Source organism: Roseovarius sp. JB2-10, assembly GCF_055693585.1.
In genome coordinates, this window is sequence record NZ_CM146337.1 from 870744 (window position 1) to 896360 (window position 25617).

Here is a 25617-nt window from a genome sequence, read left to right on the forward strand (position 1 = left end):
AAGCTAGTTTTCGATCACAGTACTCTGTGTCGAATGTGCCGCCGCGTGGACCTCTGGCGGTTGCAGAATTGCCTTTACCGGCGTTCCGTCCGACAGGATCAGCGTCACTTCATTTGTTGCGCCATCCTGAGATGGAGCGACATAGGACACTTTTGCCGTGTCTGTATCGGTCGTGATCGTCGCTGCCGCGGATTGATCACCGGAGCCCAAAGGTTTGCCGGACAGGAAGTCCGCGACCCAGGACGTATTGCTGAGAACTGCCACGTGAACCGCAAAGGATCCAACTGCAACTGCGCTCAAGAATAACGGAACTCCAACGGTTGGCTTAACAACAAGCCACATTTTCGCATTGTTCATAATAAGCCTCCTTTATCCGAGCCAAGGGGTCGACACAGCGACCAAAATATGGGCAAGCAACGCGATCGCGCCGAAAACGCGCGTTCCGTCGATGAGGTAGCTATGCACCTCTTCTGCCTCTTCGAGTGTCAGACCAGTCGGCCAAACTTTTTCACTATCCGCCATGCCATTTCCTCCGCTTTTGACGCAAGCGCTGACACCTGGACCTTCATTTGTCCAGGCCGCCAAGCCCTGAAAATTCAAGACTTATATGCGACAGGTTGTCACTATTTGTGTACATTTTCAAGTGTAAATCAATATTTACAAATACCTGGAGACGCACGCATCCCCCTGTCGATACAAGGCGCCATATGCGGGATTTGGGAATTGGTCAGTTGAATCAAGGGACAAGCATTTTCTACCCCGATGAATGTCAGGCAACATTGTTCACTGAAAAACGTCGGTTTTTCGCCTGCGTATTCAGCGAAACGCCCTAAAAGGCGGCATCTAAATCTTCAGGATTTAGCTCAGTATTTGGCTGAGTCTCTCTGGCGTGGCTGCACGGTTTTTACGCAATCGCCGATCAGGCCACACGCCGACCGCCAGACAATTGTTCTTCAATCAACTCAGTGATTGCCACAAGCGGCACCGAGGTTTCACCAAACTGAGCCGCAAGAGCCGCAATCAGCAAATCAATGCGCTCAACAGCCGGTGCCCCGGCCGCCAGGCCGCGAGCAAGTGATGACGGCAGTGTCAGGCCTGTGGCCACGGCCGCATATCGCTCAAACGGGACCAGTACGTTTTCGGCGGCACCCGCCTTTTTGGCCAATTCAGCTGTCCAATTGTAAATACGGCGCGACGCATCAAGGTCGGTATGAACCGCCTCCGCGATCGACACCGGCGCGGAACCTTGCCGCATGCACCGGCAATTTCCACAGATCAGCATCGGCCATTTTGCCAAGGGCGTATGCAGGTCAGGTGTGGCGACGATGCGAACGCTCAACGACTTTCCGCTTGGCCGTGATTCATCAACATCCGCGCAAATTTGCTCCAGCATGCTTTGGGTGGCTTTATCGGCAAACGGCGCAACTTTGAAATTGGTTGCCAGCGTGATTGTCAGGCTTCCGGGCGTAGACGCATGCATTCGTACCGCTTGGGCATCCGGACTGGCCAGTGTGATCTGGTCCTTGTCGAATTTCGACCAGACACCTGCGGCAGAATACGCGCCGGGCGCCATCAGAGGATCAAGGCCGATACGTGCAAGGAAAGGCGGCGGCGGCATGTTCTGCAAGGACAAAACGGGCACGCCAGACGTTGCAATGCGCGCCGCCAGCTCCGCGATTTCGGGCGCAGTAAATTGCGGCTCCTGCATTGCTAGGATGACTAGATCAGCCTTCTCAGGAGACGCGTCTTCAGGCGTCACAAATCCAATGGCAGTGCTGGAACCTTCGCCCAAATGTGCATCGCGGGTCAGTGTGAAGTCAGGACCAACGAAACGCGCGGCGCTGGCTGTTGCGTCAGATCCCCTTGCCCGTTCGGGCAATGTGACCGACACGCCCGAGCGTGCAATCTCCTGACCTTCCTCTTTACGGCACACAACCGTGACGACGTGGCCAGCGGCCGCGATACGTGCCGCCGGCAAGAGGCCGTAACTGGCCCCCAAAACAAGGATTGAACGTGGTTTGGAAACCGGCATCAGTCGATGTCCAGGTAGATGTTTGGCTGCACACTTGCGACAGACACAATCACGCCCACAATCAGCACGGCGTAGATCAACGCCAATACCGGCGGCGTCGCTTTGGCGGGCAGGATTCGAGCGAGAAGAGATTGAAGCGGGGTCATATTGATTTACCCTAGAATGAGCGCAATGATGGGATGAGCGAGGGACAACCAGCCCAGAACACATACCGGCGCGATGCAATAGCGCACAAACCGGTTCATGGGCGGCCAGCCCTGTTTCTGCCAATAGTTCAACCCCATCCGGTTCAACGTAATGCCAAGCGTTTGCCAAACGGCCCACAGCACATAGAAGAACGACGTTTCGTGCCAGAGGCCAATCGCTGCCATTGCGGCAAAGAGCCCGAGCAGGGGGCTGCGCAAAGTGACCGAAACGGGCTGGAACACGTAATCGCGGCACCAGAAGGATAAGGTGATGTGCCAGCGGGTCCAGAAATCGATCAGCGATACCGCCAGAAACGGTGACCGAAAATTCTCCTCGATCTTGATGCCGCACATCGCGGATACGCCGATGGCAACACTGCTGAACCCGGCAAACACCATATAGAGGGATACCCACCCCATAGCGGACGCAGCCCAGACATCGAGAAAACCGTTCGGGACATAATAGGCAACTTTGGCTGTCACCAGCGGCATAATCCACCCGCCCAACACCGTGGCCTGAGCCAATCCGAGAAGCACACGTTCGGCACCGTCAGCCAATGCCTGTGGATCAAATCTCCGGCGTTCCAGCGAACGGTGAAATGTCTGGAACCGATTGATCGGGCCAATTGCCATCACGGGCAGGAAACAAAGGTATTGCACCAATTCCCGAAGCGAAGGCGCTTGCAGACGTCGCATCCAAATATCAAACAGGACATGCAGTGCGCGGAGTGTGAAATAGGCGCCACCGATAAGGGCAATTCCTTCAAGCTCACGCAGAATGAAGTATGCCGCCACCATCAAGGTAGAGACAAGGCCGAGCATCATTACCTTGCCGCCCGATCGTTCAAGATGGCCAGCCATAACCCAAGACGTCAGAATAACGCCCGCCAGCCAGAGTAACGCGATGGGGGCCAGAAGGCCTAGAACAATGGCCGAAAACAGGGCTACGCCGTCCAACGCAATGTCGCGCGGCAACATCCAAGAGAGCGGGACAATCAAAAAAGACGCCACGAAGAGAAGGATAAGTTCAGCCGTCAATCGACACACTCCGATGAGCGTTCAGCCATGTGATCAAGGCCTGTCGAAACCGCTCGCGGCCCGCGCGGTTCAGGTGAGAACTGTCGATGTAGAACGAGTTTGTCCAAGGCCCGATTGGACGGAAAAGCTCGGTATTCATTTCATCGGCAAAGGTCTGTGCAAGGCTCATCACATCTTCCACCGCCCCCTCACCAGCCAATTCATACGCGGCTTCAGACAGCGGTGGCGCGACCAGGACAACCTTGGACCCTTCAGCCTGCAAATCACGAATGGCACGGCTCAATTCCGTCAGTTCGCGGGTGCGTTTGGGTGTGATCGGAAACAAGGTCTTCAAGACTTCAGGACGCAGCTTGTATTTGCTATCGATCCGGCGTGCCGTGTAATCGCGGGCAAGACCGGCCTGCGCAACGGCCTCGCGACCAATCACGCGTGTGTCGGCAAGAAGCCCATGTCCGATGTCGCGTAATCCGTCGAAGCCTTGGGCAAACCACCCGCGCTCCTTCGGCACACGCGCCTGATCGAAAAGAAAATGCGAGATTTCCAAAAAAACGATTTTCACGCCGGTGGAGCGTGCGAAATCCAATTCCCTGATAAATGCATGACGGCGAACACCGCGATGCATGTTTTTGGCATAGGGTGCACCCAGGGCTTCGATCATCTCTGCATCATTCGGGGGCATCGCATGATCTGTCAGCGAAGACCCAACAAAAATGACTTCGTTATCGTGCCGCGCAGCGGTTACGACAATGCCGATAGCGACCAGCACAAGGGCCGCACACCAGACGGCCAAAAATTGGCCAAGTTTCATGCCTGCGCTTCCCGGACCGCAAGGGCTGCATCACCCAGGCTGCGAAGGGCAGCAGCGCGGTGAGGTGGAATGCGTACGCCAAACCCCTCTTCAATCGCCAGAATAAGCGCAATATGGGTGAAACTGTCCCATCCAGAGACATTGTCGGGCTGGGAAGACATGGAGAGCTGATCCTGCGACACGTAAAACACATTTGCGGCAAGTTCGATCAACTGGGCATCGATATCAGAACCATCCAGCGTGGCACCGGCAGATGCGCTTTGTAGCGCCTCGGTGAGTAGGCCACGAACAGCATCCAGTTTTGGTTTACCCGCATCACCACGTGGAATGGAGTCCATGGCGATGATGCGTTTGGGCACTTTGAGAGGTTCGAGATGGGTTTGCGCAAAGGCCTTTAGGGCATCCTCCTGCGGACCATCGGCATCACAAACCACAGCGGACACGGCAATTTCACCAAAATCAGAATGCGGCAGACCGACGGTGATCACTTCGTGTATCTCTGGGTGTTTATTCAACGCATCATCAATTTCTTCGGGTCTGATCAGGAAACCCGCGGACATGATAACTGTCTTCAATCGGCCTAGTATCTCGTAGCTACCATCCGGGCGCTGGTACGCCAGATCGCCGGTTCGCAGCCATCCATCCTCGGTCAACGTATTAGCCGAGCGTTCCGGGTTTTTCCAATAGCCGTCGAAAATGTTCGCACCGCGTAACATCAATTCGCCTTCACCCGTGTCCTCGGACCCGGCAACGCGTTCGACACGCGCCTCGCAATCCAGTGGCAAACCGACTGTGAAACGCGCGCCTGCTCGCGGGGCATCTCCGGCAAAAAGCGCTGTCGCGACGGTTTCAGTGAGGCCATATTGGTTGACCAATGGACGTTTGAACCGTGTCTCGATCCGGTCCCACAGGGGTTCGGGCATCGCGGCGGCAACGGTTCCAAGATACTTGAATTCCGGCGCATCAAAATAGTCATCATGCGCGCAATAGCGGTCAATCATTGTCCAGACCGTCGGAACGGTCATGAAATGCGTCGACCGGGTTTTGCGCACACGGTTGAGCCAGGTTTCGATCCGGTCCACGGCAAAACCGCCCGCGCGCACGACACAACCGCCTGTCATCAGCGCCATGACCGGGCCCTGTATCATGCCATCGGCATGGGCCAGGATCATATCGTTGAACATCCTTGAGTTTTCGTCGATTTCAAAGACGCTGGCGATCGTTGCAATATTTGTGATCATCGCTTCATAGCTGATCATCACACCCGCGGGATCTGATGTCGTACCGGACGTAAAGAGGAGATATGCCAGAGCGCCGGGCGTGTCGGGCAGACGCGGTTTGCGCTGTGCATCCGACAAATTCATCCGCGCCGCGACGATCTCTTCGGCCGTCGGGCTTTTCAAACGCAGTTTTCTTGGCGCAGAGGCGGCTGGCGAGACGATCAAAGTTGCCAACCCGTCAAATCCGGAAGGCGGCGGGCCGACATCATCCAGCACGATCAGCTTTGAGTCCGTGAAGGCCGCAATATGCGCGGCTCTTTCATCCGGCGTGTCCGGCGACACCATCACCGGGACGACGCCGTCCAACAGACAGGCAATGAACAGAACCACGGCGCTGCTTTCATCCTTTGTACGGATGAAAACACGGTCGCCTAGCGCCAACCCCGCTGTGTCAAACGCCGTTGCAACACGCTGTACCAAACCCGCCAGATCGCCCTTGGTCATGACCATTTCAGGCGATGCCATGAATTCCGCCTTTGGCTTTGCCATCAATGTGGCCCAGGCATTGGAAAAATTAGTATTCAATTTTGAATGTGCATTCATGGGACTATTCACCACCTGGGACATTTAAACTTGATTTCTCTGCATTAAATTCACGTCGTTTTGCCGGGTTCCCCGCAACAAACGCGCCGTCCGGCACGTCTTCACGCACAACCGAGCCACCGGCAATCACGGTGTCAGATCCAATTCTCACGTCGGGCAAAATTGTGGCGCCCACACCAATCATAGCACGATCACCAACAACTATATTTCCCGCTAAGGTTACACCGGGTGCAATCGAAACGAAATCGCCGATCAAGCAATGGTGCCCCAAAGAAGACGCCCGATTTACCAAAACACCGGACCCCATCATCGTAACACCACCGGCCACAACGCCGGCATTTACAAATGAGCCGTCTCCAATCCGGATATTGTGCGGCAGAACAGCACTGGGATCGATCAATGCCGGCGCTGGCTTCAGGCCAAGCTCTTGTGCCTGCTGACTTAAACGCATTCGCCGCTTTGGGACAAACGCTGACGCCAAAAAAGGTATGTCGGTGTAGCGAGCCGGGTCAAAATCATCCAACCGAACAACTTTTTGACGCGCCATCGTAGATCTGGGCACACCTTCAACACTGACGCCAAGACTGATTTCAATCCCGAGCCTGCGGCAGGTTTCTTCAAAATCTACGGTGATCGGAGACCGAATACCGAACAAAATCATCTTTAAAGCCTAAGGTTGCAGCTACTGCTTACGTTAAACAACGCGTTTCTCAAAGGTATTCGGCTTTTTTTGGACCGAGCAATGGTCATTTCAGGGTCTCGGTTTATCCGACCGAGTTTTGTTGAGCGTCTTGACCGTCAAAAAGGGGGCAAATTAGGGGAAATCAATGTCTTCGAAAATTTGGTGGAGCCTAGGGGGATCGAACCCCTGACCTCTTGCATGCCATGCAAGCGCTCTCCCAGCTGAGCTAAGGCCCCTTACCATTTGACCCCTTGGGGCCAACTCGCCGCTAATTAGGCAAAGCGGCTGGCGGGATCAAGTGGAAAATCCCGCCTGTTTTGTCTTCAGCTTTCGTCGTCATCCGCCGCTACGTCAGCGATTTCATCCAACGAAACCTCATCATCATCGTCATCTTCCAGCACATCATCGCCTAGATCGACATCGACGTCAGCGTCGTCATCCAACACTTCGTCAGCGACATCCGTGTCTGCTTCTTTCATCTTCTTCGTCTCGGCATCTTCCGCATCCGCCGTGATTGAACGGCTCTTGCCGGTCTCAAGTTCGAACACTTCACCCGTATATGGGTTGATGATCGGATCCTTGTTCAGATCGTAAAACCGTTTTCCGGTGGTCGGGCACAGGCGCTTTACGCCCCATTCATCCTTGGGCATTGGTCATCCCTTTCACATCTGAGGTCTTGTCGACGATCCGCGCCACCTGCCATAACGTGCGACAGGTGTCAAAGGCTTTAGCGCAGGCATCAACTGCAATTCACGAGGGCATATGGGCCAACATCGTCTTCCCGGCAACCCCCCAGTCGATCTAACCCTGCGGCGATCCGCGCGCGCACGGCGTATTTCCCTGCGCGTATCAGGGCTCGACGGGTTGGTCACCCTGACATTGCCGCGCGGTGTCACGGAACGCGAGGCCCTGAAATTTGCCCATAGCAAAGGAGACTGGCTGCGGGCGCAATTGCAAAATCAGGTTGGGGCGGTACCGGTCGCGTGGGGCGCCGAAATCCCGGTTGAAGGAGACATGCTGCAGAATCGTTCCGGGCACCGGCAGGGGGTTCAGGCTCGGGCAGATTGCCTGATGGTTCCAGGGCCGGAAACCTCCGTGGCCAAGCGGCTGCAGGCATTCCTGAAAACGCTGGCTCGGGATCGTTTGGCCACAGCCTCTGACCGATATGCAAAGACACTTGGCCGCGACTACGTCAGGCTCACCCTGCGCGATACACGCTCCCGTTGGGGGTCTTGTACAACGGCAGGCGGGCTCATGTACTCATGGCGTTTAATCATGGCACCACCGGAGGTGCTGGATTACGTGGCCGCGCATGAGGTTGCGCATCTTCAGGAAATGAACCATTCGCAGGCGTTCTGGAATTTGGTCGAAGAACTGAGCCCGGACTACCGGGAACCGCGCCTCTGGCTGCGCAAAAAGGGGGCGGAATTGCACCGGTATCGCTTTGATGATTGACCAAGCCTGATTTTGTGATCACAAAATATGCATGCTTCTGAATCCGCGCCCTGACCCATCACCTTCCGCTCATGACCGTGTGTATCGCGGTCTGCGAACCCGTATCATGCATGGCGAGATCGCACCGGGCCAGCAATTGACCCTCCGGGGCGTTGGAGCGGAATTCGACGTCTCGATGACCCCAGCCCGTGAGGCCGTCCGCCGTTTGACAGCCGAGGGCGCACTGACCCTTTCAACCTCGGGCCGCGTCTCGACCCCGGAACTCAACGACGACCGGATCGAGGAATTGGCCGCATTGCGTGCCTTGATCGAAGTGGAATTGGCAAGCCGTGCACTGCCCCGAGCGCATATCGCCCTGATCGATCGTCTGCACAGCATAAACGGGCTCATTTTAGAAGATATCGCCCGACAAGATGCCGTGGGCTACATACGGCGAAATCTTGAATTCCACCGCACGCTCTATCTGCGTGCGCAAGCCCCTGCGATGCTGGCCATGGCCGAAACTGTCTGGTTACAGCTTGGGCCGACCATGCGCGCGCTCTATGGGAAGTTAAATCGCAAGGATCCACCGCAATATCACCGCCTTATCATTGGCGCGCTTAAAGCGGGCGATGAGCCCGGCTTGCGTCTGGCGGTCCGGTCAGATGTCACGCAAGGATTACGAATGCTCGTCGGCTAGGGGACAGCGGGGTTAGGCCGCCAATCCCTTGCTGCCCATGGTCAGGAATTTTTTCCGGCGATCGTTGATCAACTCGTCACGCGATTTCTTTTCGAGGTTGGTCAACATACTGCTGATCGCCTTACCCACATCGGCAATGGTTTTTTGAGGATCGCGATGCGCGCCCCCCAAGGGTTCGTTGATGATCCGGTCCGCGACGCCAAGCTTGGTCAGATCCTGTGCTGTCAGCCGCAACGCCTCAGCGGCTTCGCGCATCTTCTCTGCATCTTTCCAAAGGATCGATGCACAGCCTTCCGGTGAGATCACGGAGTAAACCGAATGCTCCAGCATCGCGACCCGGTTCGCACTGGCAAAAGCCACCGCACCCCCCGAACCGCCTTCACCGATAATCACACTGACCAGAGGAACACCAATCTGCAGGCACTTTTCCGTGGAGCGCGCAATGGCCTCGGATTGACCGCGTTCTTCCGCCCCCTTGCCCGGATAGGCGCCGGGCGTATCAACCAACGTCACCACGGGCAGGTTGAACTTGTCAGCCATATCCATCAGGCGAATGGCTTTGCGATAGCCTTCCGGACGGGCCATACCGAAGTTACGCTCGATCCGGCTTTTGGTATCTGCACCCTTTTCGTGACCAATGACCACGACAGGACGGTCATCCAACCGGGCCAAGCCCCCCATCACGGATAAATCATCCGCAAAGTTCCGATCACCGGCAAGCGGCGTATATTCTGAAAACAGCTGTTCAATATAGTTACGGCAATGCGGCCGATCCGGGTGACGGGCCACCTGGCATTTGCGCCAGGGAGTCAGGTCTTTGTATAACTCGGTCAAAATTTCGCCGGCCTTTTTGTCCAGCGCCTGCGCTTCATCCTCGACGTCCATCTCCTCATTCGCCCGCGCCATCGCCCGCAGCTCTTCCGCCTTGCCTTCAATCTCGGCAAGCGGCTTTTCGAAGTCGAGGTAATTGGTCATCGCCGTCTCCACGTTAATCGCTTGGATATATGGCGGGCCATGCACGCATTTGCAATCACAACCGGGCCAAGCCCGCCCGTATCGCCAATTCAGGTGACGCCAGAACCGGACAGGGCAATTCTTCAAGCCACTTGACCGCGCCCGCCATGGATGCTTGCGCCAAAACCACGCATCCCGGATTTTCCATGTGCTGCACGCGCGCACGTACGGCCTCCGCAATGGCTTGCTCAAAGGCAACCATTTGCTCCGCCTCAAACAGCGACCAAAGCCCGGTCAATGGCAACAAATCTACCTGTGCAGGACGCCCGGCTGTCAAAAGAGCCGTCTGAAGCAATTCAGTGCTGGGCACGCGTGTACTTTCCAGACAATACGCCAGAATGATTGTGCCACCCTTCTTGGCAGCTGCCTGCATCATTGGCTGGTCGATACGGATAGCGCCCGCAGCCTCGGCCACCGGGCCAATTGTCGTGCAGGTGCATATGATGGGCTGCCGCGCGGCCCGCACTTCGTTCTTGATGTCAGCCGCCAGCGCCGGGCTAATCCCATCCTGTGCACGCGCCAGCCAACTGGTCCGGATGTTGTGATGCATCGCCACGCCCGGCGCGATCTTGTCACGCAATGCATCAAACGCATCGCTATGCACGACAGCCGTGTGAAAAAACGTGAGGATCTTGGGCAAAGTGCCCTCCGGAAATCAGCTCTGTGCAGGCCATAACACGGGGATCAGCGTGGCGACCAGCAAAAGCGCCATCACCCCGTTGAAGATCCGCAACCGCACCGGGTTAGTCAGGATCCGCTGCATCTGCTGCCCCAGGAAGGTCCAGCCCGTGGTGCTGAGGAACGAGACGCAGACATAGACACCGGCGACCCAGATCACCGCTGGCAAGTCGCGACTGCTGGCGTAGAGTGTGATCGCTGACAATGCCATGCTCCACGCCTTGGGGTTCACCCATTGAAACGCGGCCGATTGCAGAAAGGTCAGCGGCTTACCCTTGGCTTTGGCGTCCTTCGGTGGGGCCGCATTGGCGATCTTCCACGCCAGATAGAGCAGGTAGATTACGCTAAACACTTTCAGGATCGTATAGCTGACCGGCCAGAGATCAAAAAGCTGCATGACGCCGATCCCCACTAGGAAAATCATCGTCGGAAAGCCGATCCCGATGCCCAACATATGCGGCAATGTGCGCCGAAATCCGAAATTGGCACCCGAAGCCATCAACATCAGGTTATTCGGCCCCGGCGTGCACACTGTCACGAGGGCAAAGGTGAAAAGGGCGAAGAACAACTCTGGTGTCATGTGTGCAACCTTATGCGGCTCCTCGCGCATTTGAATTGCAAATATTTGAGTATAGCCGGAAAATATGCAACTAAATGCGGCCATGGATCAAATTGACGAAAATATATTGCGTGAATTAATACGCGATGGCCGGATCAGCAATCTGGAACTGGCCGAAAAGGTCGGCCTGTCCGCATCCGCGTGTCTGCGACGGGTAGCGGCCCTCGAAAAACGGGAGGTGATTCAGGGCTATCGTGCCGTGTTGAACCGGCCCGCAATGGGTGTGGGATTTATGGCCTATGCCACCGTTGGACTGAATTCGCATACCAAGGCCAGCCAACTGGCATTTGAACGCGCCATGGCCGTGGCCCCGGAAGTTGTCGAATGCCACAACATAACCGGCTCTGTCGAATACTTGCTCCGGATCGAAGTTGCAGATCTGCCTGCGTACAAGTCGTTTCACACGGATGTTGTGGGCACCCTGCCACAGGTTAGTTCGATCACATCATATGTGGTCATGGGATCACCGAAAGACCTGCGGGCCTGATCGACAAGCCCGGTCTTGGAACCCGGATCACAACCCACTATGTAGGCGGGCCGCTGGACAGGTGTCCGGCACCCCGTTAGGACAAGACCCATGGCCAAGCCAAAGGACAACCCAAACTACAAGGTCATCGCTGAGAACCGGCGTGCGCGCTACGACTATGCCATCGAGGATGACATCGAATGCGGCATCATTCTGGAAGGGTCCGAGGTGAAATCCCTGCGTGCGGGCGGCAGCAACATTGCCGAAAGCTATGCCAGTGTCGAAGACGGTGAATTGTGGTTGGTCAACAGCTACATTGCGCCATATGATCAGGCAAAGACGTTCACCCATAACGAAAAGCGGCGGCGCAAATTGCTAGTGTCGAAAAAGGAAATGTCTCGCCTGTGGAACGAAACCCAGCGCAAGGGCATGACGCTGGTGCCGCTGGTGCTCTACTTCAACCATCGCGGTCTGGCCAAACTGAAAATCGGCATCGCCAAAGGCAAAAAGAACGTCGACAAACGCGCCAACGAAGCGAAGCGTGACTGGAATCGCCAAAAACAACGGTTGCTGCGCCACGGGGAATGAACCCCGGTATTTTCCCCTTAGGTTGTCCCTGATGCTTCTATACCTTTCGCATAACCGAGGGGGGATGGGTCAAACTTCGGCTGTTTCAAGTATGTTTAAAGACCCGAGGGAAAGGAGAAGTTGATGGAACTTCTGATCAGTCTTATTGCAGGTGCTGTCGGCGGTAACGTGGCCGGTGGCCTGTTGAAAAAAGCCAATATGGGTGTCCTGTTGAACTCAGTTGCAGGCGTTGTTGGTGGCGGGCTTGGGGGCCAGATTCTATCAGCTCTTGGAGCCGGAGGTGCTGCCGCGGGCGGCACTGATATCGGCGCAATCATCGGCCAAGTCGCTTCAGGCGGCGTGGGCGGCGGTGCTCTTTTGGCCGTTGTCGGTCTGGTAAAGAGCGTTTTGGCAAAATAATGCCAGCACCGGGTGCCTTGTATCCCGGCACCCGGTATTGCCCTTCCCGCCCCCGGGATGTAGGCAGGAATTATCTCAAACGGGGGCATCCATGGCACATGATGATCCGAAGACTCTGGTTTCAACCGAGTGGCTGAGTGCACATTTGAAAGACCCGGATTTGCGCGTGTTGGACGGCACATGGTTTTTGCCCGGTGATCCGCGCGACGCCAAATCCGACTATGCATCCACCCATATTCGTGGCGCGCGTTTTTTCGACATTGATGAAATCTGCGACCATCGGTCTGACCTGCCACACATGGTCCCACCGGTTGAGAAATTTATGTCCCGGTTGCGCGCAATGGGCGTTGGGGACGGACACCAGGTGGTGGTTTATGATCAACACGGCCTGATGTCAGCCGCACGTGTTTGGTGGTTATTTCGCCTGATGGGACAAGAGAACATTGCCGTTCTTGATGGCGGCTTGCCCAAATGGTTGGCCGAGGATCGTACCACAGAAGACATGCCCCCTATTGTCAAAGACAGGCACATGACCGTGCGCCGCCAAAACCAGATGATCAAGGACGTAACACAGGTGGCTTCTGCGTCGAAATTGGGCGACTACGAAATTCTGGATGCCCGCGCTGCCGGACGCTTTCGTGGTGAAGCACCAGAACCGCGCCAAGGATTGAGATCCGGGCATATCCCCGGCTCAAAATCAGTGCCTTTTACGGAATTGCTGCACGCCGACAGCACTATGAAATCCCCTGATGATCTGCGCGCCGTATTTGCAGCAGCCGGTGTGGATATGTCCAAACCCGTGATAACCAGTTGCGGATCGGGGATCACGGCAGCAGTCATCAATCTGGCCCTGGAACGTATCGGTAAAACGGATCACGCACTTTATGACGGCTCATGGACGGAATGGGGTGCGTACCCTACTGTTCCCGTTGCCACCGGAGATGCTTGACCGTGCTGACGGCGCTGACCAAACAACCCGAGGATAAAATCCTTGCGCTGATGCAAGCCTTCAAGAATGACCCGCGCGATGACAAAATCGATCTGGGCGTGGGCGTCTACAAAAACGCTGACGGTCACACACCCATCATGCGGGCCATCAAGACGGCGGAAGAGCAGCTCTGGCACGCAGAACAAACCAAAAGCTATGTCGCACTTGCCGGTGATCCTGCCTTTGGTGACGCGATGCGCAACCTTATTCTGGGCGACGCCGTTGCCGATGACAACGTCGCAGCCGCCGCAACGCCGGGCGGGACTGGCGCGGTCCGGCTGGCTTTTGAACTTGCACGGATCGCCAATCCTGACCTGCGCGTTCACGTGTCTGATCCGACATGGCCCAACCACATAAGCATCCTCAAGCACCTCGGCATCGACACCCGGCCTTACCGCTATTTTGATGACGCCACCTGCGGCGTAGATTTCGAAGGCATGATCGCCGATCTCGCCAAAGCGCGCCGCGGCGATCTGGTGCTGTTGCACGGCTGTTGCCACAACCCGACCGGCGCAAATCTGAACCTGACGGAATGGCAGACCATTGCCGACCTTTTAAACCGGACCGGTGCCGTGCCGATGATAGACATTGCCTATCAGGGCTTTGGGGACGGGTTGCAGGAAGACGCGGCCGCCACACGTCTGATCGCACGATCCTGTCCCGAGACGGTCATTGCAGGAAGCTGTTCAAAGAATTTCGGGATTTATCGTGAGCGGACCGGCATTTTGATGACTGTCAGTCACGATGCATCCGTCAGAAATGTGGCACAGGACAATCTGAACGCATTGAATCGCCTTACCTATTCCTTTCCACCCGATCACGGGGCGCGGCTGGTAACGATGGTGCTTGGTGACCCGGTGCTGCGCGCAGACTGGGAAAAGGAACTGGAAGATGTACGCCTGGGAATGCTCGGCTTGCGCCAAAACCTTGCCCAGGAATTGCGCAGGCTTTCTGGCTCTGATCGGTTCGGGTTTTTGGCACAACATCGCGGTATGTTTTCAAGGTTGGGTGTCAGTTCGGACGTGGTCGAAAGACTTCGGGCTGATTATGGAATTTACATGATCGGAGACAGTCGTATGAACATCGCGGGTCTCAACCAGAACACTGTGCCTGTTCTGGCCCGAGCCATCGTGGATGCGGGTGCCTGAGGGGCCGGATAATGGACCATAAGGCTTTCATCGCAACCCTTCCGCCCAACACCCTGGCCGAATTGAACCGGACAGATGACACCCCTGGCCTGCGCCATTTGGCCGGGCACGCGGCACTGATCGCGGGCCTCGCACTTTGGATCGCTCTCGGCTTGCCGCTCTGGCAGCTGGCGCTTGTCGTTCAAGGCATCGCAATCTGCTTCCTTTTCACGCTGGAGCATGAGGCCACGCACAAAACCCCATTTGCCAGTGAAGACATCAATGAAAAGGTTGGTCGCATCTGCGGCGTTTTGATTGCGCTACCTTTTGAATGGTTCCGATATTTTCACCTGGCGCATCACCGTCACACCAATATCCCCGGCAAAGACCCCGAACTGATGGCAGGCGCCAAGCCCGAAACCATAGGCGCTTACATCGCACATGTCTCGGGCCTTCCGTTTTGGGGCTCTATGATGGCTCAAATCGTGCGCAACGCCTTGGGTCATGATCCGGGTGATTTCGTGCCCAAGCGCGCGCATACCCGCATTGTGGCCGAGGCGCGGTGGATGTTGATGATCTATGGCGCAGTTTTGGTCAGCCTCTTGATCACGCCGTTTTTCTTCTGGATCTGGCTGTTGCCGTGCCTTCTTGGGCAACCCTTTTTGCGTCTTTACCTGTTGGCCGAACATGGTCGCTGCGCCTTTGTCGCTGATATGTTCGAAAACACGCGTACGACTTACACCAACCGCATCATCCGGTTTCTGGCGTGGAACATGCCCTATCACGTTGAACACCACACGCTGCCCCAAGTACCCTTTCACAAACTTCCCGTTTTACACGCCTACATGCAGGGTCAGCACAAGGTGACCGCAGATGGATATACGGAATTCACCCGCGATTACATCCGCAAGGTTGGCACACCATAGCCTTGCAAGCGCAGGATATGCGCGGTAACCCGCATCCGAACCTTTTTGCAGGACAAAGCCAATGGACGATCTCCGCGAGAAATATCTGACAGCCATCGCCGGTGCTGACGATGAAGCCACTCTAGAAGATCTGCGCGTGCAGGCGGTCGGCAAAAAAGGTGAAGTCAGCCTGCAAATGCGCGAGCTGGGCAAGATGACCGCCGAAGAACGCCAGATGGCTGGCCCAAAGCTCAACGCGCTCAAGGATGAAATCAATTCGGCCCTTGCCGCGAAAAAGCAGGCCTTGGGCGATGCCGCGCTGGATGAGCGTTTGAAAACCGAATGGCTGGATGTGACCTTGCCGGGTCGCACGCGTCGTGCGGGCACGATCCACCCCATCAGCCAGGTCACCGAGGAAGTGACCGCGATTTTCGCCGATATGGGCTTTTCCGTCGCCGAAGGACCGCAGATTGAAAGCGATTGGTACAATTTCGATGCGCTGAACATTCCCGGCCATCACCCTGCGCGGGCCGAGATGGACACGTTCTACATGCACCGTGCAGCGGATGATGACCGCCCGCCACATGTGCTGCGGACACACACAAGCCCCGTCCAGATCCGGTCGATGCAGGACCACGGCGCGCCCCTCCGCATCATTGCGCCGGGCCGCGTCTACCGGGCCGATTATGACCAAACCCACACACCGATGTTCCATCAGGTCGAAGGGCTGGCCATCGACAAAGATATCTCGATGGCGAACCTGAAATGGTGCCTTGAGGAATTCGTGAAGGCGTTTTTCGAGGTGGATGATGTCGAGCTGCGCTTCCGCGCCTCGCATTTCCCCTTCACCGAACCCTCGGCCGAGGTTGATATCCGCTGTTCCTGGGAAGGCGGCACGCTCAAGATTGGCGAAGGTGACGATTGGCTGGAAATTCTGGGCAGCGGCATGGTGCATCCGCATGTGCTGCGCTCAGGCAACATTGACCCCGATGAATGGCAGGGTTTCGCCTTTGGCGTCGGCATAGACCGTATTGCGATGCTGAAGTACGGCATCCCGGATCTGCGCGCGTTTTTCGATTCAGACCTGCGCTGGCTCAGACATTACGGGTTTGCATCGCTCGATGTACCAACGTTGCACGGCGGTCTGTCGCGCTAGGAACGAAGACCATGGGAACCAAAACAATCATCCTTCTCGTCGCGGTAGTTGCCGGCGCAGGCGCGCTTTTTGCCACCAAACCGGGTGCCACCGAAATTGAGCGCAAGATCGCGGATATGATCGTGGGCGAAATTCAGGCGACTGGCAGTTCTGATCTGGCATCCGGTATCCTGCTGATGACCTGCAAGGCCAATATCAACGAGTGCACCCAATTGATCCGGACGACCATGGATGTCCAATCTGAGGACAAAATTCTCTGGCAAAAGGTCACGATTACCCAAGGTGACCGCACCCAAAATTGTATTGGCATCTTGAACCAGCTCCGTTGCAACTGAACCTTGACGTGCTTGTGACGTGACATCTTGCGAGGTCTCATTACATTCGCATCAGTATCAAACGGGACGATCAGTCATGCGGATTTTCATCGCACTTTTTTTTGCGGTTTTTGCAACGCCGGGCCTGGCCGTCGGCGCGGATGAGGCCGATTGCCACGCGACAGTACCGTGTGAGCTTGGCGACCGCTCGTATCATATCAAAGAACCAGACGGCTGGGATGGCGAAACACCCATGCCGGTCCTGTTGCATTTCCATGGGTGGATGCGACAGGGCAGTTTGATTGTGCAACACCAACGCATTTCCGGCGCCACAAGGCGACGCGGCGTACTGCTCCTTGCGCCCAACGGAAACAGGCGCACATGGGATTTCTGGGATTCCGACACAGATGATGTTGCCTTTGCGGCCGCCGTTTTGGAAGACGCCGCCAAACGCTATCCCATCGACCGTTCGCGTATCTATGTCTCGGGCTACTCCTTTGGTTCAGCCATGGCGTGGCGCTATGTCTGCGAAAACGGTGGGGATGTGGCGGCTTTGTTGGCGATTTCAGGCACGCTGCGCCAATCTGAAACCTGCCCCACGGCTCCGCGTCAAGTGCGCCATGTGCATGGCACCTCAGACATGGTTATGGATTTCCCGTTTGGCCCAGACGGCGATACCACCTATCCGGTGGCGCTCTGGCGTGAAAAATACGGGTGTGGAACTGGTGAAAATACCGGCCCATGGAAAGCCGTCGATTGGCTGAGCCTGAACCGCACGACATGGGAAAACTGCGCAAATGGCGGTTCCGTGACCTTGGATGTCCACAATAGCGGGCATTTCATTCCGCACGGTTGGATCGGCTGGCAGCTGGATCAACTGATGGGCCGCACACCATCCTATCCCTGACTTTGCTTGACACAATGCGTGTTCAGGCAGACGGTTTTCCCTACGATACCGGGAGGGACCGACATGAAAGATCAAGCAACCGCGTTTTCTCTGCACGTCCGGCGTGACGGTGGCGGCACACCCAACCTGAATGGCTGGGGCGCGAACTCAGACTACGGAACGCTTCGCTCTGTGCTCTTGGGTCCGATCGAGAATTACCGTTGGCTGGAAACCAGCTCCGTGTCAAAAAAGACCCTGCGGCGCGGTGTTCCATTCAGCGCTGATACCGCCCGGAAACAACATGCGGAAATGGTCAGCGCCTACCAATCAGCCGGGGTTGAGGTGCACACGCACAAACCCGATCCGCATCTGCCCTATCAGGTCTACGCGCGCGACAGTTCCATCATGACGCCCTATGGCGCGATCATCACCCATATGGCGCAGTACTGGCGCCGTGGCGAAAACTTCCGCGCGATTGAAACATATCAAAACCTCGGCATTCCGATTTATGATTTCGTCACCGCTGGTACCTTTGAAGGCGGTGATTTCAACGTGATCGAACCGGGCTGCGTCTTGATCGGCTGGGAAGGTGACGAAGGCCGCACCCAGGAACAGGGTGCCAAACAGATTGCGGGCTGGATGGAAGCCGAGGGCTGGGAGGTAAAACTCGCGGATATCGACCCGTTTTATGTGCATATCGACCTGATGGTGGTGATGCTTGCACCGAAACTGGCCGCGGTTTGCCTCGATTGTACCGATCCTGGAATCGTCGATTGGTTACGCGGCAAGAAAATCGAAATCATCGATGTGCCGTTTCAGGAAACCATCGCACTCGGGTGCAACGTTGTGGCCTTGGGCGACGACCGTGTCCTGCTACCCGAAGGGTCGAAAACGCTGAAAGACAAGCTCAAGGCATACGGGTTCACGATCTATGATCCTGACCTGTCGATGATCACACAGGGCGGCGGCGGGGTGCATTGCATGTGTCAAAGCCTGATCCGCGATCCTGTCTGATCAGAGCCCGGCCGATCCAACGAAACTGGCGTGCAGGCTTCCCCTTCTGCGCATATCCGCTAAAGCGCTTGAGACTTGAATTTGACCAGCGGATGACAGCACATGAAATTCACGCTTTCCTGGCTGAAAGACCACCTAGACACCACCGCGTCGGTAGCGGAGATTTCTGAGGCTTTGACAGACCTCGGACTTGAGGTGGAAGGTATTGAAAACCCGGGCGAACGGCTGGCGGATTTTACCATCGGCAAGGTCATCCATGCCGAACAGCATCCCGATGCAGATCGCCTGCGTGTGTGCAAGGTTCTGACCGACGAAGGCGAGCTTCAGATCATCTGTGGCGCCCCGAATGCGCGCACCGGCATCACCGCCGTCATTGCCAAACCCGGCACCTATGTTCCGGGCATCGACACAACCATCGGTGTCGGCAAGATCCGGGGTATCGAGAGCCACGGCATGATGTGCTCCGAGCGTGAGATGGAGCTCAGCGACGAGCATGACGGCATTATCGAATTGCCCTCCGGTGACGTCGGCGAACGGTTCATCGACTGGCTGGCCGCCAATGACCCGGCAAAAGTGGACCCGGTGATTGAAATCGCCATCACGCCCAACCGCCCGGATGCACTTGGGGTTCGGGGGATTGCGCTTGATCTTGCAGCGCGTGGTCTTGGCACAATGAAACCTGCTGCGGAGGCACAGGTTGAAGGTCAGTTTGACAGCCCGATTACCGTCACCATCGATGATGATACATTGCAGGACGGCTGTGATGTCTTTGCGGGTCGCCTGATCCGAGGCGTCAGCAACGGCCCAAGCCCGGAATGGCTCCAGAACCGTTTGCGCGCGATCGGGCTTCGTCCAATTTCCGCGCTGGTCGATATCACCAACTTCTTCACCTATGACCGCAACCGCCCATTGCATGTTTTCGATGCGGGAAAGGTGCAGGGCAATCTGCGCGTGCATCGTGCAGCGGGTGGTGAAACACTCGTTGGCCTGGATGAAAAGGAATACACCTTCAGCCCGGGTCAGGTGGTCATTTCCGACGACAAGGGCATCGAATCCATCGGTGGGATCATGGGCGGTCTGGAAACCGGATGTACCCCGGAGACCACAGACGTGTTTCTGGAGGCTGCGGTATGGAACCACATTCAGATCGCGACAACCGGACGCGCACTCAAGATCAATTCTGACGCGCGGTACCGAAACGAGCGCGGCATCGATCCGGCCTTCAATATGGAAGCGATTGAGCTGGCCACGCAGATGATCCTTGATCTGTGCGGTGGCGAACCATCAAAGGTTGTTGTTGCGGGCAAAGTGCCCGATGTCAGCCGCTCCTACACACTGGACGCGTCGCGTGTGCAATCGCTGGTGGGCATGGATATTCCCGAATCTGAGCAACGCCAGACTTTGACGGCCCTTGGGTTCCGCATGGAAGGCAATCAGGCACATGTGCCCAGTTGGCGCCCCGATGTCTTGGGTGAGGCCGATCTGGTTGAGGAAGTCGCGCGCATTGCGTCCCTGACCAAGCTGGTCGGGCGTCCGTTGCCGCGTTTGCAAACCGGTGTGCCGCAACCCATCCTGTCGCCCACGCAAAAACGCGAACAGATTGCGCGGCGGACCACCGCAGCGCTTGGGTATAACGAATGCGTCACCTACAGCTTCATCGATCAAAAGAGTGCCGAGCTTTTTGGCGGAGGTGATGACGCCACCAAGCTGGCCAATCCCATCAGCTCTGAAATGAGTCACATGCGCCCCGCGCTTTTGCCGGGTCTGTTGCAAGCAGCAGCACGCAATCAGGCCCGTGGTCATATGAACATGGCCTTGTTCGAAGTGGGACAGGCCTTCCATGGCGGTGAGCCGGGCGAACAACACCTGTTGGTCAGCGGCTTGCTGGTGGGCCAGACCGGACCCAAGGATGTACATGGCACGGCGCGATCTGTGGATCTCTTTGACGTCAAGGCCGATGCTGAAGCGATCCTGTCTGCGCTTGGTGCGCCCGCCAAAGTACAAGTGCTGCGTGGCGCGCGCGAATGGTGGCACCCGGGCCGTCATGGCATGATCTGTCTGGGCCCCAAGAAAGTGCTTGGCATATTCGGTGAGCTGCATCCCCGCGTTCTGACCGCAATGGATATCAAAGGACCCGCAATGGGGTTCACCATCTGGCCCGCAGAAATTCCGCAACCACGGAACCAGACTGCAAATCGGGGCGCGCTGGAATTGCGCGACCTGCAGGCCGTCGAACGGGATTTCGCCTTTGTCGTGGACGATACGGTTGAGGCGCTTACCCTTGTCAACGCGGCGGTTGGCGCAGACAAGACACTGATCGAAGATGTGCGTGTCTTTGATGAATTCATTGGCGGCAGTCTTGGTGAAGGCAAAAAATCCCTTGCCGTAACAGTGCGTCTGCAACCCACGGACACAACGCTGAAGGACGCAGATATCGAGGCCGTCAGCGCCAAAATTGTCGAGAAAGTCACCAAGGCAACAGGCGGTGTGCTGCGCGGTTGACCCTTTCCCCGTTTGCGCCCGCATCGCCCAACAAGGAGCCCACCTATGACGCTGAAAATCTATCTCTCCGGTGAAATCCACACGGACTGGCGCGAACAGATCATTGAGGGTGCCAAGGGCTTGGACGTCAGCTTCAGCAGCCCGGTGACTGATCATGCGGCCAGCGATGATTGCGGCGTGACCATCTTGGGTGAAGAGCAAGACAAATACTGGCACGATCACAAGGGCGCCATGGTCAATGCGATCCGGACGCGCAAAGGCATTCAGGACGCGGATATCGTCGTGGTCCGGTTTGGCGAGCAGTACAAACAATGGAACGCCGCCTTTGACGCAGGCTTTGCCTCTGCCTTGGGCAAATCACTGATTATTCTGCAACGCCCCGAGCATGACCACCCCCTCAAGGAGATCGACGCGGCAGCATTGGCCGTTGCCCGCGAGCCGTCTCAGGTGGTTGAAATTCTGCGCTATGTTCTTGACGGATCGCTCCCGTCCTAGGTTTCAAAACACCGGTCATTTCCACGAAATGAGCAAACTCCCGCTTCGAGGGAAAACGAGACGTTTTTTCCCATTAAAAGAGTCTGCGTGAATTTCGGAATTCATGTTACCAAGTGCGCGCGGACGGGAAATGCCGCGCGAACATCAAGTGGTGAGGGACAAATGATTCAAGAATTCAAAGATTTCATTGCCAAGGGCAATGTTATGGACATGGCGGTGGGCATCATCATCGGTGCGGCCTTTACAGCGATCGTGGGATCGCTGGTTGCAGACCTGATCAATCCGATCATCAGTCTGTTTATGGGCGGTATCGATTTCTCCAGCATGCATGCTGTGCTGGACGGTGGTGAATATGCCTCGATGGCAGCTGCGGAAGATGCCGGCGCCGCCGTCTTCGCCTATGGTCGCTTCATCATGGCCATCATCAACTTCCTGGTCATCGCATGGGTTGTCTTCATGCTGGTCAAGGCCGTCAATCGTGCCAAGGAAGCTTCGGCTGAACCAGAGGAGGAAGCCGAAGAAGAGGCTGGTCCTTCTGAGTTGGACATCCTGATGGAAATCCGCGACTCGCTGGCGAAAAAATAACGCCAAGTCACGACCGGAACTTTAAAGGGCTTGCGACCACGCAGGCCCTTTTGTTTTGCCCCATCACAAGGTAGCAGCCTGCATCACATGTAGGACGGATTGGGGATCAACATGGAACAGGTTATCGACCAGGCGCTAAGCTATGGGCCCATTGTAATTGATGCGGCCAAAGCGCTTTTGGTGCTGGTCATTGGTTGGCTGATTGCGGGCATGGTTGCCCGGCTGGTCAGCCGCAAGGTCAACGCCAACGAAAACATCGATAACACGATCGGCAATTTCGCCGCCAATCTGGTGAAATGGGTGATCCGCCTCATGGTTGTCATGGCCGTTCTTGGCATCTTCGGCATTCAGGCGACCAGCCTTGTTGCCGTCATGGGCGCAGCCACATTAGCCATCGGTATGGCCCTGCAAGGCACGCTCAGCGATCTCGCGGCAGGCCTGATGCTGGTGATTTTCCGCCCCTACCGCGAAGGGCAATATGTGGATATCGGCGGCACAACCGGCACCGTGAAACAGATAGCTCTCTTCTTTACCGAACTTGTCACACCCGACAACGTTCAGGTGATTGTGCCCAATGGCAAAGCCTGGGGAGAAATCATCTCGAACTACTCACATCACAAGACCCGTCGTCTGGATCTGGTTTTTGGTATTGATTACGGAGATGATGCCAATCTGGCCAAAGAGGTCATTCATGACATTGCCAAATCCGAAGCGCGTATCCATCAGGATCCCGCCCCATGGATACGTGTGACCAATCTGGGCGAAAGCAGTGTTGATCTGACAGCGCGGCTCTGGTGCGACAACGCGGAATATTGGGACCTTAAATTCACGCTGACGCAGCAGATCAAAGAAGCATTGGATGCCAAAGGCATCTCAATTCCGTACCCGCATCGCATGATGGTCCAGCGCGAGGGCTGATCTCAGCGACAGTGCTTGGCGACCTCTCGGTTGAGCAATCCGGTTTCAACCAGGAGGCACCGGTTGCGCGCCTCATAATAGTAACCGCGGGCATACCACATCACGGCACGGTCTATATTACCATCCGAGACGAGCCAGGCGCCCCGAAGGTATTTCACCGCCCACCGCAGGTTGGTTTCGGCATCCAGAAGATCATTGGGTTGGCCGCGAAATCCCATGATGCCTGCCGTTTCGGGCAGAATTTGCATCATGCCATAGTAGGGACCATTGCGCGCGTGAGGCCTATAGTCACTTTCTCGCTGGATTACCTTGTGCACCAGCGGACTGGGAACGTCATAGAAATCCGCATATTGATTGATCAGGTTGCGCAACGCCGGTGTTTCATTCGGGTAGAGCGCGGGCTCGATTGGTACTTGCTCCGAAGGGCCGGAACAGGCCTGAAGCGCCAATAGAGCCACCAAAATCAAGCTGCGCCGCACCATGAGATCCCTTCTCGCAATTCCAGTCAAACAGAATGCCAGAACGGTCCAATGATCAAGCATGTTGCGTGGGAAAGGCGGGTTGTTGCTACCGTGCGGCACTCACCCCAAAATGCCCGGCAAATTCAGGTCGTTCTCCCGTGCGCACTCAAGCGCAATGTCATAACCCGCATCCGCGTGGCGCATCACGCCCGTGGCCGGATCATTCCAGAGAACATTTGCAATCCGGCGGTCCGCGTCTTTGGTCCCGTCGCAACAGATCACCATGCCCGAATGCTGGCTGAAACCCATGCCAACGCCACCACCATGATGCAGCGACACCCAAGTCGCCCCGCTTGCCGTATTCAATAGCGCGTTGAGCAGCGGCCAATCGCTTACCGCATCACTGCCGTCTTTCATCGCCTCGGTTTCCCGATTTGGCGACGCAACCGATCCGCTGTCCAGATGATCGCGCCCAATCACCACGGGTGCCGAAAGCTCTCCATTGCGAACCATTTCATTGAACGCGAGGCCCAGTTTGTGACGCACGCCCAAACCGACCCAACAGATACGCGCGGGCAAGCCCTGAAAACTGATCCGGTCCCGCGCCATATCCAGCCAATTGTGCAGGTGCGGATCATCCACCAGTTCCTTCGCCTTGGCATCGGTTTTATAGATGTCTTCCGGGTCACCCGATAACGCGCACCACCGAAACGGCCCGATACCCCGACAAAAGAGCGGACGAATGTAGGCAGGTACAAATCCGGGGAAGTCAAAAGCATTTTTTAGACCCTCTTCCAGCGCAATTTGGCGAATGTTGTTGCCATAATCCAGTGTGGGTACACCCGCATTCCAGAACTCAACCATCGCAGCTACATGGGTTTTCATGGACGCCCTTGCCGCTTTTTCCACCGCCTTTGGGTCGCTTTCCTGTTTGGTGCGCCATTCGCCTACGGACCACCCTTGAGGCAAATACCCATGCACCGGGTCATGAGCGCTTGTCTGATCCGTCACAATATCCGGGCGCATACCGCCGTTGTTCATGATCTCTACCAACTGCGGAAAAACATCCGCCGCATTGCCGATCAGCGCGACGGATTTCGCGTCTCCTGCCCGGGTCCAGTGATCTATCATTTCCAACGCATCTTGGAGGTTGTGGGTCTTTTCATCGACATAGGACGTGCGCAATCGGAAGTCCGCGCGTGTTTCGTCACACTCAACAGCCAGACAACACGCACCGGCCATAACCGCCGCTAATGGTTGCGCACCGCCCATGCCCCCTAAACCGCCCGTCAGGATCCATTTGCCCGTCAGACTACCGTCGTAATGCTGACGCCCTGCTTCGACAAAAGTTTCATACGTGCCCTGAACGATGCCTTGCGACCCGATGTATATCCAGGAACCCGCGGTCATCTGGCCATACATGGCCAGACCTTTTTTATCGAGCTCGTTAAAATGATCCCAGTTGGCCCAATGCGGGACGAGATTGGAATTTGCGATCAACACACGTGGCGCGTCTTTGTGCGTACGAAAGACACCAACAGGTTTGCCGGACTGTACCAAGAGGGTTTGATCGTCGTCCAAATTTCTAAGTTCAGCAATAATAGTGTCGAAATCTGCCCATGTACGGGCCGCTCGTCCGATCCCTCCATAGACCACCAATTCGTCAGGGTTTTCTGCAACGTCGGGGTGCAGATTATTCATCAGCATCCGCATTGGCGCTTCGGTCAACCAGCTTTTTGCGCTTATTTCAGCGCCGGTGTCAGGAAAAATATCTCTGGCGTTGTGCCGTGAGTTGTTCAT

General features: G+C 56.3%; 30 protein-coding genes and 1 tRNA gene. 16 read left to right on the top strand and 15 right to left on the bottom strand.

Going from position 1 to position 25617, the window contains the following annotated elements; all coding sequences use genetic code 11:
* Nucleotides 1–3 precede the first annotated feature (3 nt).
* The 10 genes from ACZ1HJ_RS04345 to ACZ1HJ_RS04390 all read right to left on the bottom strand — a co-directional run bounded on the left by ACZ1HJ_RS04345 (nucleotide 4) and on the right by ACZ1HJ_RS04390 (nucleotide 7218).
* Complete coding sequence (locus ACZ1HJ_RS04345) at nucleotides 4–357, bottom strand: light-harvesting protein (RefSeq protein ID WP_472721112.1); 354 nt, start codon at nucleotides 355–357, stop codon at nucleotides 4–6.
* 12 nt (nucleotides 358–369) lie between these two features.
* A complete protein-coding gene (gene pufB / locus ACZ1HJ_RS04350; RefSeq protein ID WP_472721113.1) occupies nucleotides 370–522 on the bottom strand; it encodes a light-harvesting antenna LH1, beta subunit in 153 nt (50 codons plus the stop codon).
* Between the two features lie 397 nt (nucleotides 523–919).
* The gene (locus tag ACZ1HJ_RS04355) at nucleotides 920–2032 is read right to left on the bottom strand and encodes a ketopantoate reductase family protein (RefSeq protein ID WP_472721114.1); all 1113 of its coding nucleotides are present in this window, start codon (nucleotides 2030–2032) and stop codon (nucleotides 920–922) included.
* Entirely contained in the window at nucleotides 2032–2178 is a 147-nt protein-coding gene (locus ACZ1HJ_RS04360; protein ID WP_472721115.1) for a hypothetical protein, read from the bottom strand. Before ACZ1HJ_RS04360 ends, ACZ1HJ_RS04355 begins: the two co-directional genes overlap by 1 nt.
* Nucleotides 2179–2184: 6 nt before the next feature.
* Nucleotides 2185–3255, bottom strand: coding sequence for an MBOAT family O-acyltransferase (locus ACZ1HJ_RS04365; protein ID WP_472721116.1), 1071 nt, complete (start codon nucleotides 3253–3255; stop codon nucleotides 2185–2187).
* The gene (locus ACZ1HJ_RS04370; protein WP_472721117.1) at nucleotides 3245–4063 is read right to left on the bottom strand and encodes a hypothetical protein; all 819 of its coding nucleotides are present in this window, start codon (nucleotides 4061–4063) and stop codon (nucleotides 3245–3247) included. The genes ACZ1HJ_RS04365 and ACZ1HJ_RS04370 overlap by 11 nt, the downstream gene beginning before the upstream one ends.
* Nucleotides 4060–5832, bottom strand: coding sequence for an AMP-binding protein (locus ACZ1HJ_RS04375; RefSeq protein WP_472721118.1), 1773 nt, complete (start codon nucleotides 5830–5832; stop codon nucleotides 4060–4062). Before ACZ1HJ_RS04375 ends, ACZ1HJ_RS04370 begins: the two co-directional genes overlap by 4 nt.
* Before the next feature lie 58 nt (nucleotides 5833–5890).
* Complete coding sequence (locus ACZ1HJ_RS04380) at nucleotides 5891–6547, bottom strand: acetyltransferase (RefSeq protein WP_472721119.1); 657 nt, start codon at nucleotides 6545–6547, stop codon at nucleotides 5891–5893.
* A gap of 181 nt (nucleotides 6548–6728) precedes the next feature.
* A tRNA-Ala gene (locus ACZ1HJ_RS04385) sits at nucleotides 6729–6804 on the bottom strand.
* A gap of 87 nt (nucleotides 6805–6891) precedes the next feature.
* Nucleotides 6892–7218 carry a TIGR02300 family protein gene (locus ACZ1HJ_RS04390; protein WP_472721120.1) on the bottom strand — a complete coding sequence of 109 codons (327 nt, stop codon included), beginning with the start codon at nucleotides 7216–7218 and terminating at the stop codon, nucleotides 6892–6894.
* Between the two features lie 112 nt (nucleotides 7219–7330).
* Here ACZ1HJ_RS04390 and ACZ1HJ_RS04395 point away from each other — a divergent pair, with 112 nt between their 5' ends.
* On the top strand, nucleotides 7331–8023 hold the full coding sequence (locus ACZ1HJ_RS04395) for a M48 family metallopeptidase (RefSeq protein WP_472721121.1): 693 nt from the start codon (nucleotides 7331–7333) through the stop codon (nucleotides 8021–8023).
* 31 nt (nucleotides 8024–8054) lie between these two features.
* On the top strand, nucleotides 8055–8702 hold the full coding sequence (locus ACZ1HJ_RS04400; protein ID WP_472721122.1) for a GntR family transcriptional regulator: 648 nt from the start codon (nucleotides 8055–8057) through the stop codon (nucleotides 8700–8702).
* A 12-nt stretch (nucleotides 8703–8714) separates the two neighbouring features.
* Here ACZ1HJ_RS04400 and ACZ1HJ_RS04405 read toward each other — a convergent pair whose 3' ends face one another.
* From ACZ1HJ_RS04405 to ACZ1HJ_RS04415, 3 genes are read right to left on the bottom strand one after another with little or no spacing between them, the layout of a single operon-like run.
* Nucleotides 8715–9677, bottom strand: a complete 963-nt coding sequence (locus tag ACZ1HJ_RS04405) for an acetyl-CoA carboxylase carboxyltransferase subunit alpha (RefSeq protein ID WP_472721123.1) — start codon at nucleotides 9675–9677, stop codon at nucleotides 8715–8717.
* 55 nt (nucleotides 9678–9732) lie between these two features.
* Nucleotides 9733–10356 carry a hypothetical protein gene (locus tag ACZ1HJ_RS04410; protein WP_472721124.1) on the bottom strand — a complete coding sequence of 208 codons (624 nt, stop codon included), beginning with the start codon at nucleotides 10354–10356 and terminating at the stop codon, nucleotides 9733–9735.
* A gap of 15 nt (nucleotides 10357–10371) precedes the next feature.
* Complete coding sequence (locus tag ACZ1HJ_RS04415) at nucleotides 10372–10974, bottom strand: LysE family translocator (protein ID WP_472721125.1); 603 nt, start codon at nucleotides 10972–10974, stop codon at nucleotides 10372–10374.
* An 82-nt stretch (nucleotides 10975–11056) separates the two neighbouring features.
* Between ACZ1HJ_RS04415 and ACZ1HJ_RS04420 the strand changes: the two genes are divergently transcribed.
* From ACZ1HJ_RS04420 to ACZ1HJ_RS04485, 14 genes are all read left to right on the top strand, one after another.
* Nucleotides 11057–11500 (top strand): Lrp/AsnC family transcriptional regulator, encoded by a 444-nt coding sequence (locus ACZ1HJ_RS04420; RefSeq protein ID WP_472722149.1) that lies wholly within the window; start codon nucleotides 11057–11059, stop codon nucleotides 11498–11500.
* Nucleotides 11501–11590: 90 nt separating this feature from the next.
* Nucleotides 11591–12067 carry an SsrA-binding protein SmpB gene (gene smpB, locus ACZ1HJ_RS04425; protein ID WP_472721126.1) on the top strand — a complete coding sequence of 159 codons (477 nt, stop codon included), beginning with the start codon at nucleotides 11591–11593 and terminating at the stop codon, nucleotides 12065–12067.
* 123 nt (nucleotides 12068–12190) lie between these two features.
* Entirely contained in the window at nucleotides 12191–12466 is a 276-nt protein-coding gene (locus ACZ1HJ_RS04430; protein ID WP_472721127.1) for a hypothetical protein, read from the top strand.
* A 91-nt stretch (nucleotides 12467–12557) separates the two neighbouring features.
* Entirely contained in the window at nucleotides 12558–13415 is an 858-nt protein-coding gene (gene sseA, locus ACZ1HJ_RS04435) for a 3-mercaptopyruvate sulfurtransferase (protein WP_472721128.1), read from the top strand.
* Between the two features lie 2 nt (nucleotides 13416–13417).
* A complete protein-coding gene (locus tag ACZ1HJ_RS04440; RefSeq protein WP_472721129.1) occupies nucleotides 13418–14602 on the top strand; it encodes an amino acid aminotransferase in 1185 nt (394 codons plus the stop codon).
* An 11-nt stretch (nucleotides 14603–14613) separates the two neighbouring features.
* Nucleotides 14614–15507, top strand: a complete 894-nt coding sequence (locus tag ACZ1HJ_RS04445) for a fatty acid desaturase (RefSeq protein ID WP_472721130.1) — start codon at nucleotides 14614–14616, stop codon at nucleotides 15505–15507.
* Between the two features lie 61 nt (nucleotides 15508–15568).
* Entirely contained in the window at nucleotides 15569–16642 is a 1074-nt protein-coding gene (gene pheS / locus ACZ1HJ_RS04450; RefSeq protein WP_472721131.1) for a phenylalanine--tRNA ligase subunit alpha, read from the top strand.
* An 11-nt stretch (nucleotides 16643–16653) separates the two neighbouring features.
* Nucleotides 16654–16977, top strand: a complete 324-nt coding sequence (locus ACZ1HJ_RS04455; RefSeq protein WP_472721132.1) for a hypothetical protein — start codon at nucleotides 16654–16656, stop codon at nucleotides 16975–16977.
* 76 nt (nucleotides 16978–17053) lie between these two features.
* Nucleotides 17054–17863 (top strand): CE1 family esterase, encoded by an 810-nt coding sequence (locus ACZ1HJ_RS04460; protein ID WP_472721133.1) that lies wholly within the window; start codon nucleotides 17054–17056, stop codon nucleotides 17861–17863.
* A gap of 63 nt (nucleotides 17864–17926) precedes the next feature.
* Nucleotides 17927–18856 (top strand): dimethylarginine dimethylaminohydrolase family protein, encoded by a 930-nt coding sequence (locus tag ACZ1HJ_RS04465; protein WP_472721134.1) that lies wholly within the window; start codon nucleotides 17927–17929, stop codon nucleotides 18854–18856.
* Between the two features lie 102 nt (nucleotides 18857–18958).
* Nucleotides 18959–21358: a phenylalanine--tRNA ligase subunit beta gene (pheT, locus tag ACZ1HJ_RS04470; RefSeq protein ID WP_472721135.1), complete on the top strand. Its 2400-nt coding sequence runs from the start codon at nucleotides 18959–18961 to the stop codon at nucleotides 21356–21358.
* A gap of 45 nt (nucleotides 21359–21403) precedes the next feature.
* Nucleotides 21404–21853 (top strand): YtoQ family protein, encoded by a 450-nt coding sequence (locus ACZ1HJ_RS04475; protein ID WP_472721136.1) that lies wholly within the window; start codon nucleotides 21404–21406, stop codon nucleotides 21851–21853.
* Between the two features lie 162 nt (nucleotides 21854–22015).
* Entirely contained in the window at nucleotides 22016–22438 is a 423-nt protein-coding gene (gene mscL, locus ACZ1HJ_RS04480) for a large conductance mechanosensitive channel protein MscL (RefSeq protein ID WP_472722150.1), read from the top strand.
* A gap of 111 nt (nucleotides 22439–22549) precedes the next feature.
* Nucleotides 22550–23356, top strand: a complete 807-nt coding sequence (locus tag ACZ1HJ_RS04485) for a mechanosensitive ion channel family protein (RefSeq protein ID WP_472721137.1) — start codon at nucleotides 22550–22552, stop codon at nucleotides 23354–23356.
* A 2-nt stretch (nucleotides 23357–23358) separates the two neighbouring features.
* Here the strand turns inward: ACZ1HJ_RS04485 and ACZ1HJ_RS04490 are convergent, their stop codons facing one another.
* Both ACZ1HJ_RS04490 and hutU read right to left on the bottom strand, forming a co-directional pair.
* A complete protein-coding gene (locus tag ACZ1HJ_RS04490; RefSeq protein ID WP_472721138.1) occupies nucleotides 23359–23838 on the bottom strand; it encodes a transglycosylase SLT domain-containing protein in 480 nt (159 codons plus the stop codon).
* Between the two features lie 99 nt (nucleotides 23839–23937).
* On the bottom strand, nucleotides 23938–25617 hold the full coding sequence (gene hutU, locus ACZ1HJ_RS04495) for a urocanate hydratase (RefSeq protein WP_472721139.1): 1680 nt from the start codon (nucleotides 25615–25617) through the stop codon (nucleotides 23938–23940).

Coding starts and splice junctions, on each gene's coding strand:
- ACZ1HJ_RS04345 (WP_472721112.1), bottom strand. CDS start 357: ATGAACAATGCGAAAATGTGGCTTGTTGTTAAGCCAACCGTTGGAGTT.
- pufB (WP_472721113.1), bottom strand. CDS start 522: ATGGCGGATAGTGAAAAAGTTTGGCCGACTGGTCTGACACTCGAAGAG.
- ACZ1HJ_RS04355 (WP_472721114.1), bottom strand. CDS start 2,032: ATGCCGGTTTCCAAACCACGTTCAATCCTTGTTTTGGGGGCCAGTTAC.
- ACZ1HJ_RS04360 (WP_472721115.1), bottom strand. CDS start 2,178: ATGACCCCGCTTCAATCTCTTCTCGCTCGAATCCTGCCCGCCAAAGCG.
- ACZ1HJ_RS04370 (WP_472721117.1), bottom strand. CDS start 4,063: ATGAAACTTGGCCAATTTTTGGCCGTCTGGTGTGCGGCCCTTGTGCTG.
- ACZ1HJ_RS04375 (WP_472721118.1), bottom strand. CDS start 5,832: ATGGCAAAGCCAAAGGCGGAATTCATGGCATCGCCTGAAATGGTCATG.
- ACZ1HJ_RS04380 (WP_472721119.1), bottom strand. CDS start 6,547: ATGATTTTGTTCGGTATTCGGTCTCCGATCACCGTAGATTTTGAAGAA.
- ACZ1HJ_RS04390 (WP_472721120.1), bottom strand. CDS start 7,218: ATGCCCAAGGATGAATGGGGCGTAAAGCGCCTGTGCCCGACCACCGGA.
- ACZ1HJ_RS04395 (WP_472721121.1), top strand. CDS start 7,331: ATGGGCCAACATCGTCTTCCCGGCAACCCCCCAGTCGATCTAACCCTG.
- ACZ1HJ_RS04400 (WP_472721122.1), top strand. CDS start 8,055: ATGCTTCTGAATCCGCGCCCTGACCCATCACCTTCCGCTCATGACCGT.
- ACZ1HJ_RS04405 (WP_472721123.1), bottom strand. CDS start 9,677: ATGACCAATTACCTCGACTTCGAAAAGCCGCTTGCCGAGATTGAAGGC.
- ACZ1HJ_RS04415 (WP_472721125.1), bottom strand. CDS start 10,974: ATGACACCAGAGTTGTTCTTCGCCCTTTTCACCTTTGCCCTCGTGACA.
- ACZ1HJ_RS04420 (WP_472722149.1), top strand. CDS start 11,057: ATGGATCAAATTGACGAAAATATATTGCGTGAATTAATACGCGATGGC.
- smpB (WP_472721126.1), top strand. CDS start 11,591: ATGGCCAAGCCAAAGGACAACCCAAACTACAAGGTCATCGCTGAGAAC.
- ACZ1HJ_RS04430 (WP_472721127.1), top strand. CDS start 12,191: ATGGAACTTCTGATCAGTCTTATTGCAGGTGCTGTCGGCGGTAACGTG.
- sseA (WP_472721128.1), top strand. CDS start 12,558: ATGGCACATGATGATCCGAAGACTCTGGTTTCAACCGAGTGGCTGAGT.
- ACZ1HJ_RS04445 (WP_472721130.1), top strand. CDS start 14,614: ATGGACCATAAGGCTTTCATCGCAACCCTTCCGCCCAACACCCTGGCC.
- pheS (WP_472721131.1), top strand. CDS start 15,569: ATGGACGATCTCCGCGAGAAATATCTGACAGCCATCGCCGGTGCTGAC.
- ACZ1HJ_RS04455 (WP_472721132.1), top strand. CDS start 16,654: ATGGGAACCAAAACAATCATCCTTCTCGTCGCGGTAGTTGCCGGCGCA.
- ACZ1HJ_RS04460 (WP_472721133.1), top strand. CDS start 17,054: ATGCGGATTTTCATCGCACTTTTTTTTGCGGTTTTTGCAACGCCGGGC.
- ACZ1HJ_RS04465 (WP_472721134.1), top strand. CDS start 17,927: ATGAAAGATCAAGCAACCGCGTTTTCTCTGCACGTCCGGCGTGACGGT.
- pheT (WP_472721135.1), top strand. CDS start 18,959: ATGAAATTCACGCTTTCCTGGCTGAAAGACCACCTAGACACCACCGCG.
- ACZ1HJ_RS04475 (WP_472721136.1), top strand. CDS start 21,404: ATGACGCTGAAAATCTATCTCTCCGGTGAAATCCACACGGACTGGCGC.
- mscL (WP_472722150.1), top strand. CDS start 22,016: ATGATTCAAGAATTCAAAGATTTCATTGCCAAGGGCAATGTTATGGAC.
- ACZ1HJ_RS04485 (WP_472721137.1), top strand. CDS start 22,550: ATGGAACAGGTTATCGACCAGGCGCTAAGCTATGGGCCCATTGTAATT.
- ACZ1HJ_RS04490 (WP_472721138.1), bottom strand. CDS start 23,838: ATGGTGCGGCGCAGCTTGATTTTGGTGGCTCTATTGGCGCTTCAGGCC.
- hutU (WP_472721139.1), bottom strand. CDS start 25,617: ATGAACAACTCACGGCACAACGCCAGAGATATTTTTCCTGACACCGGC.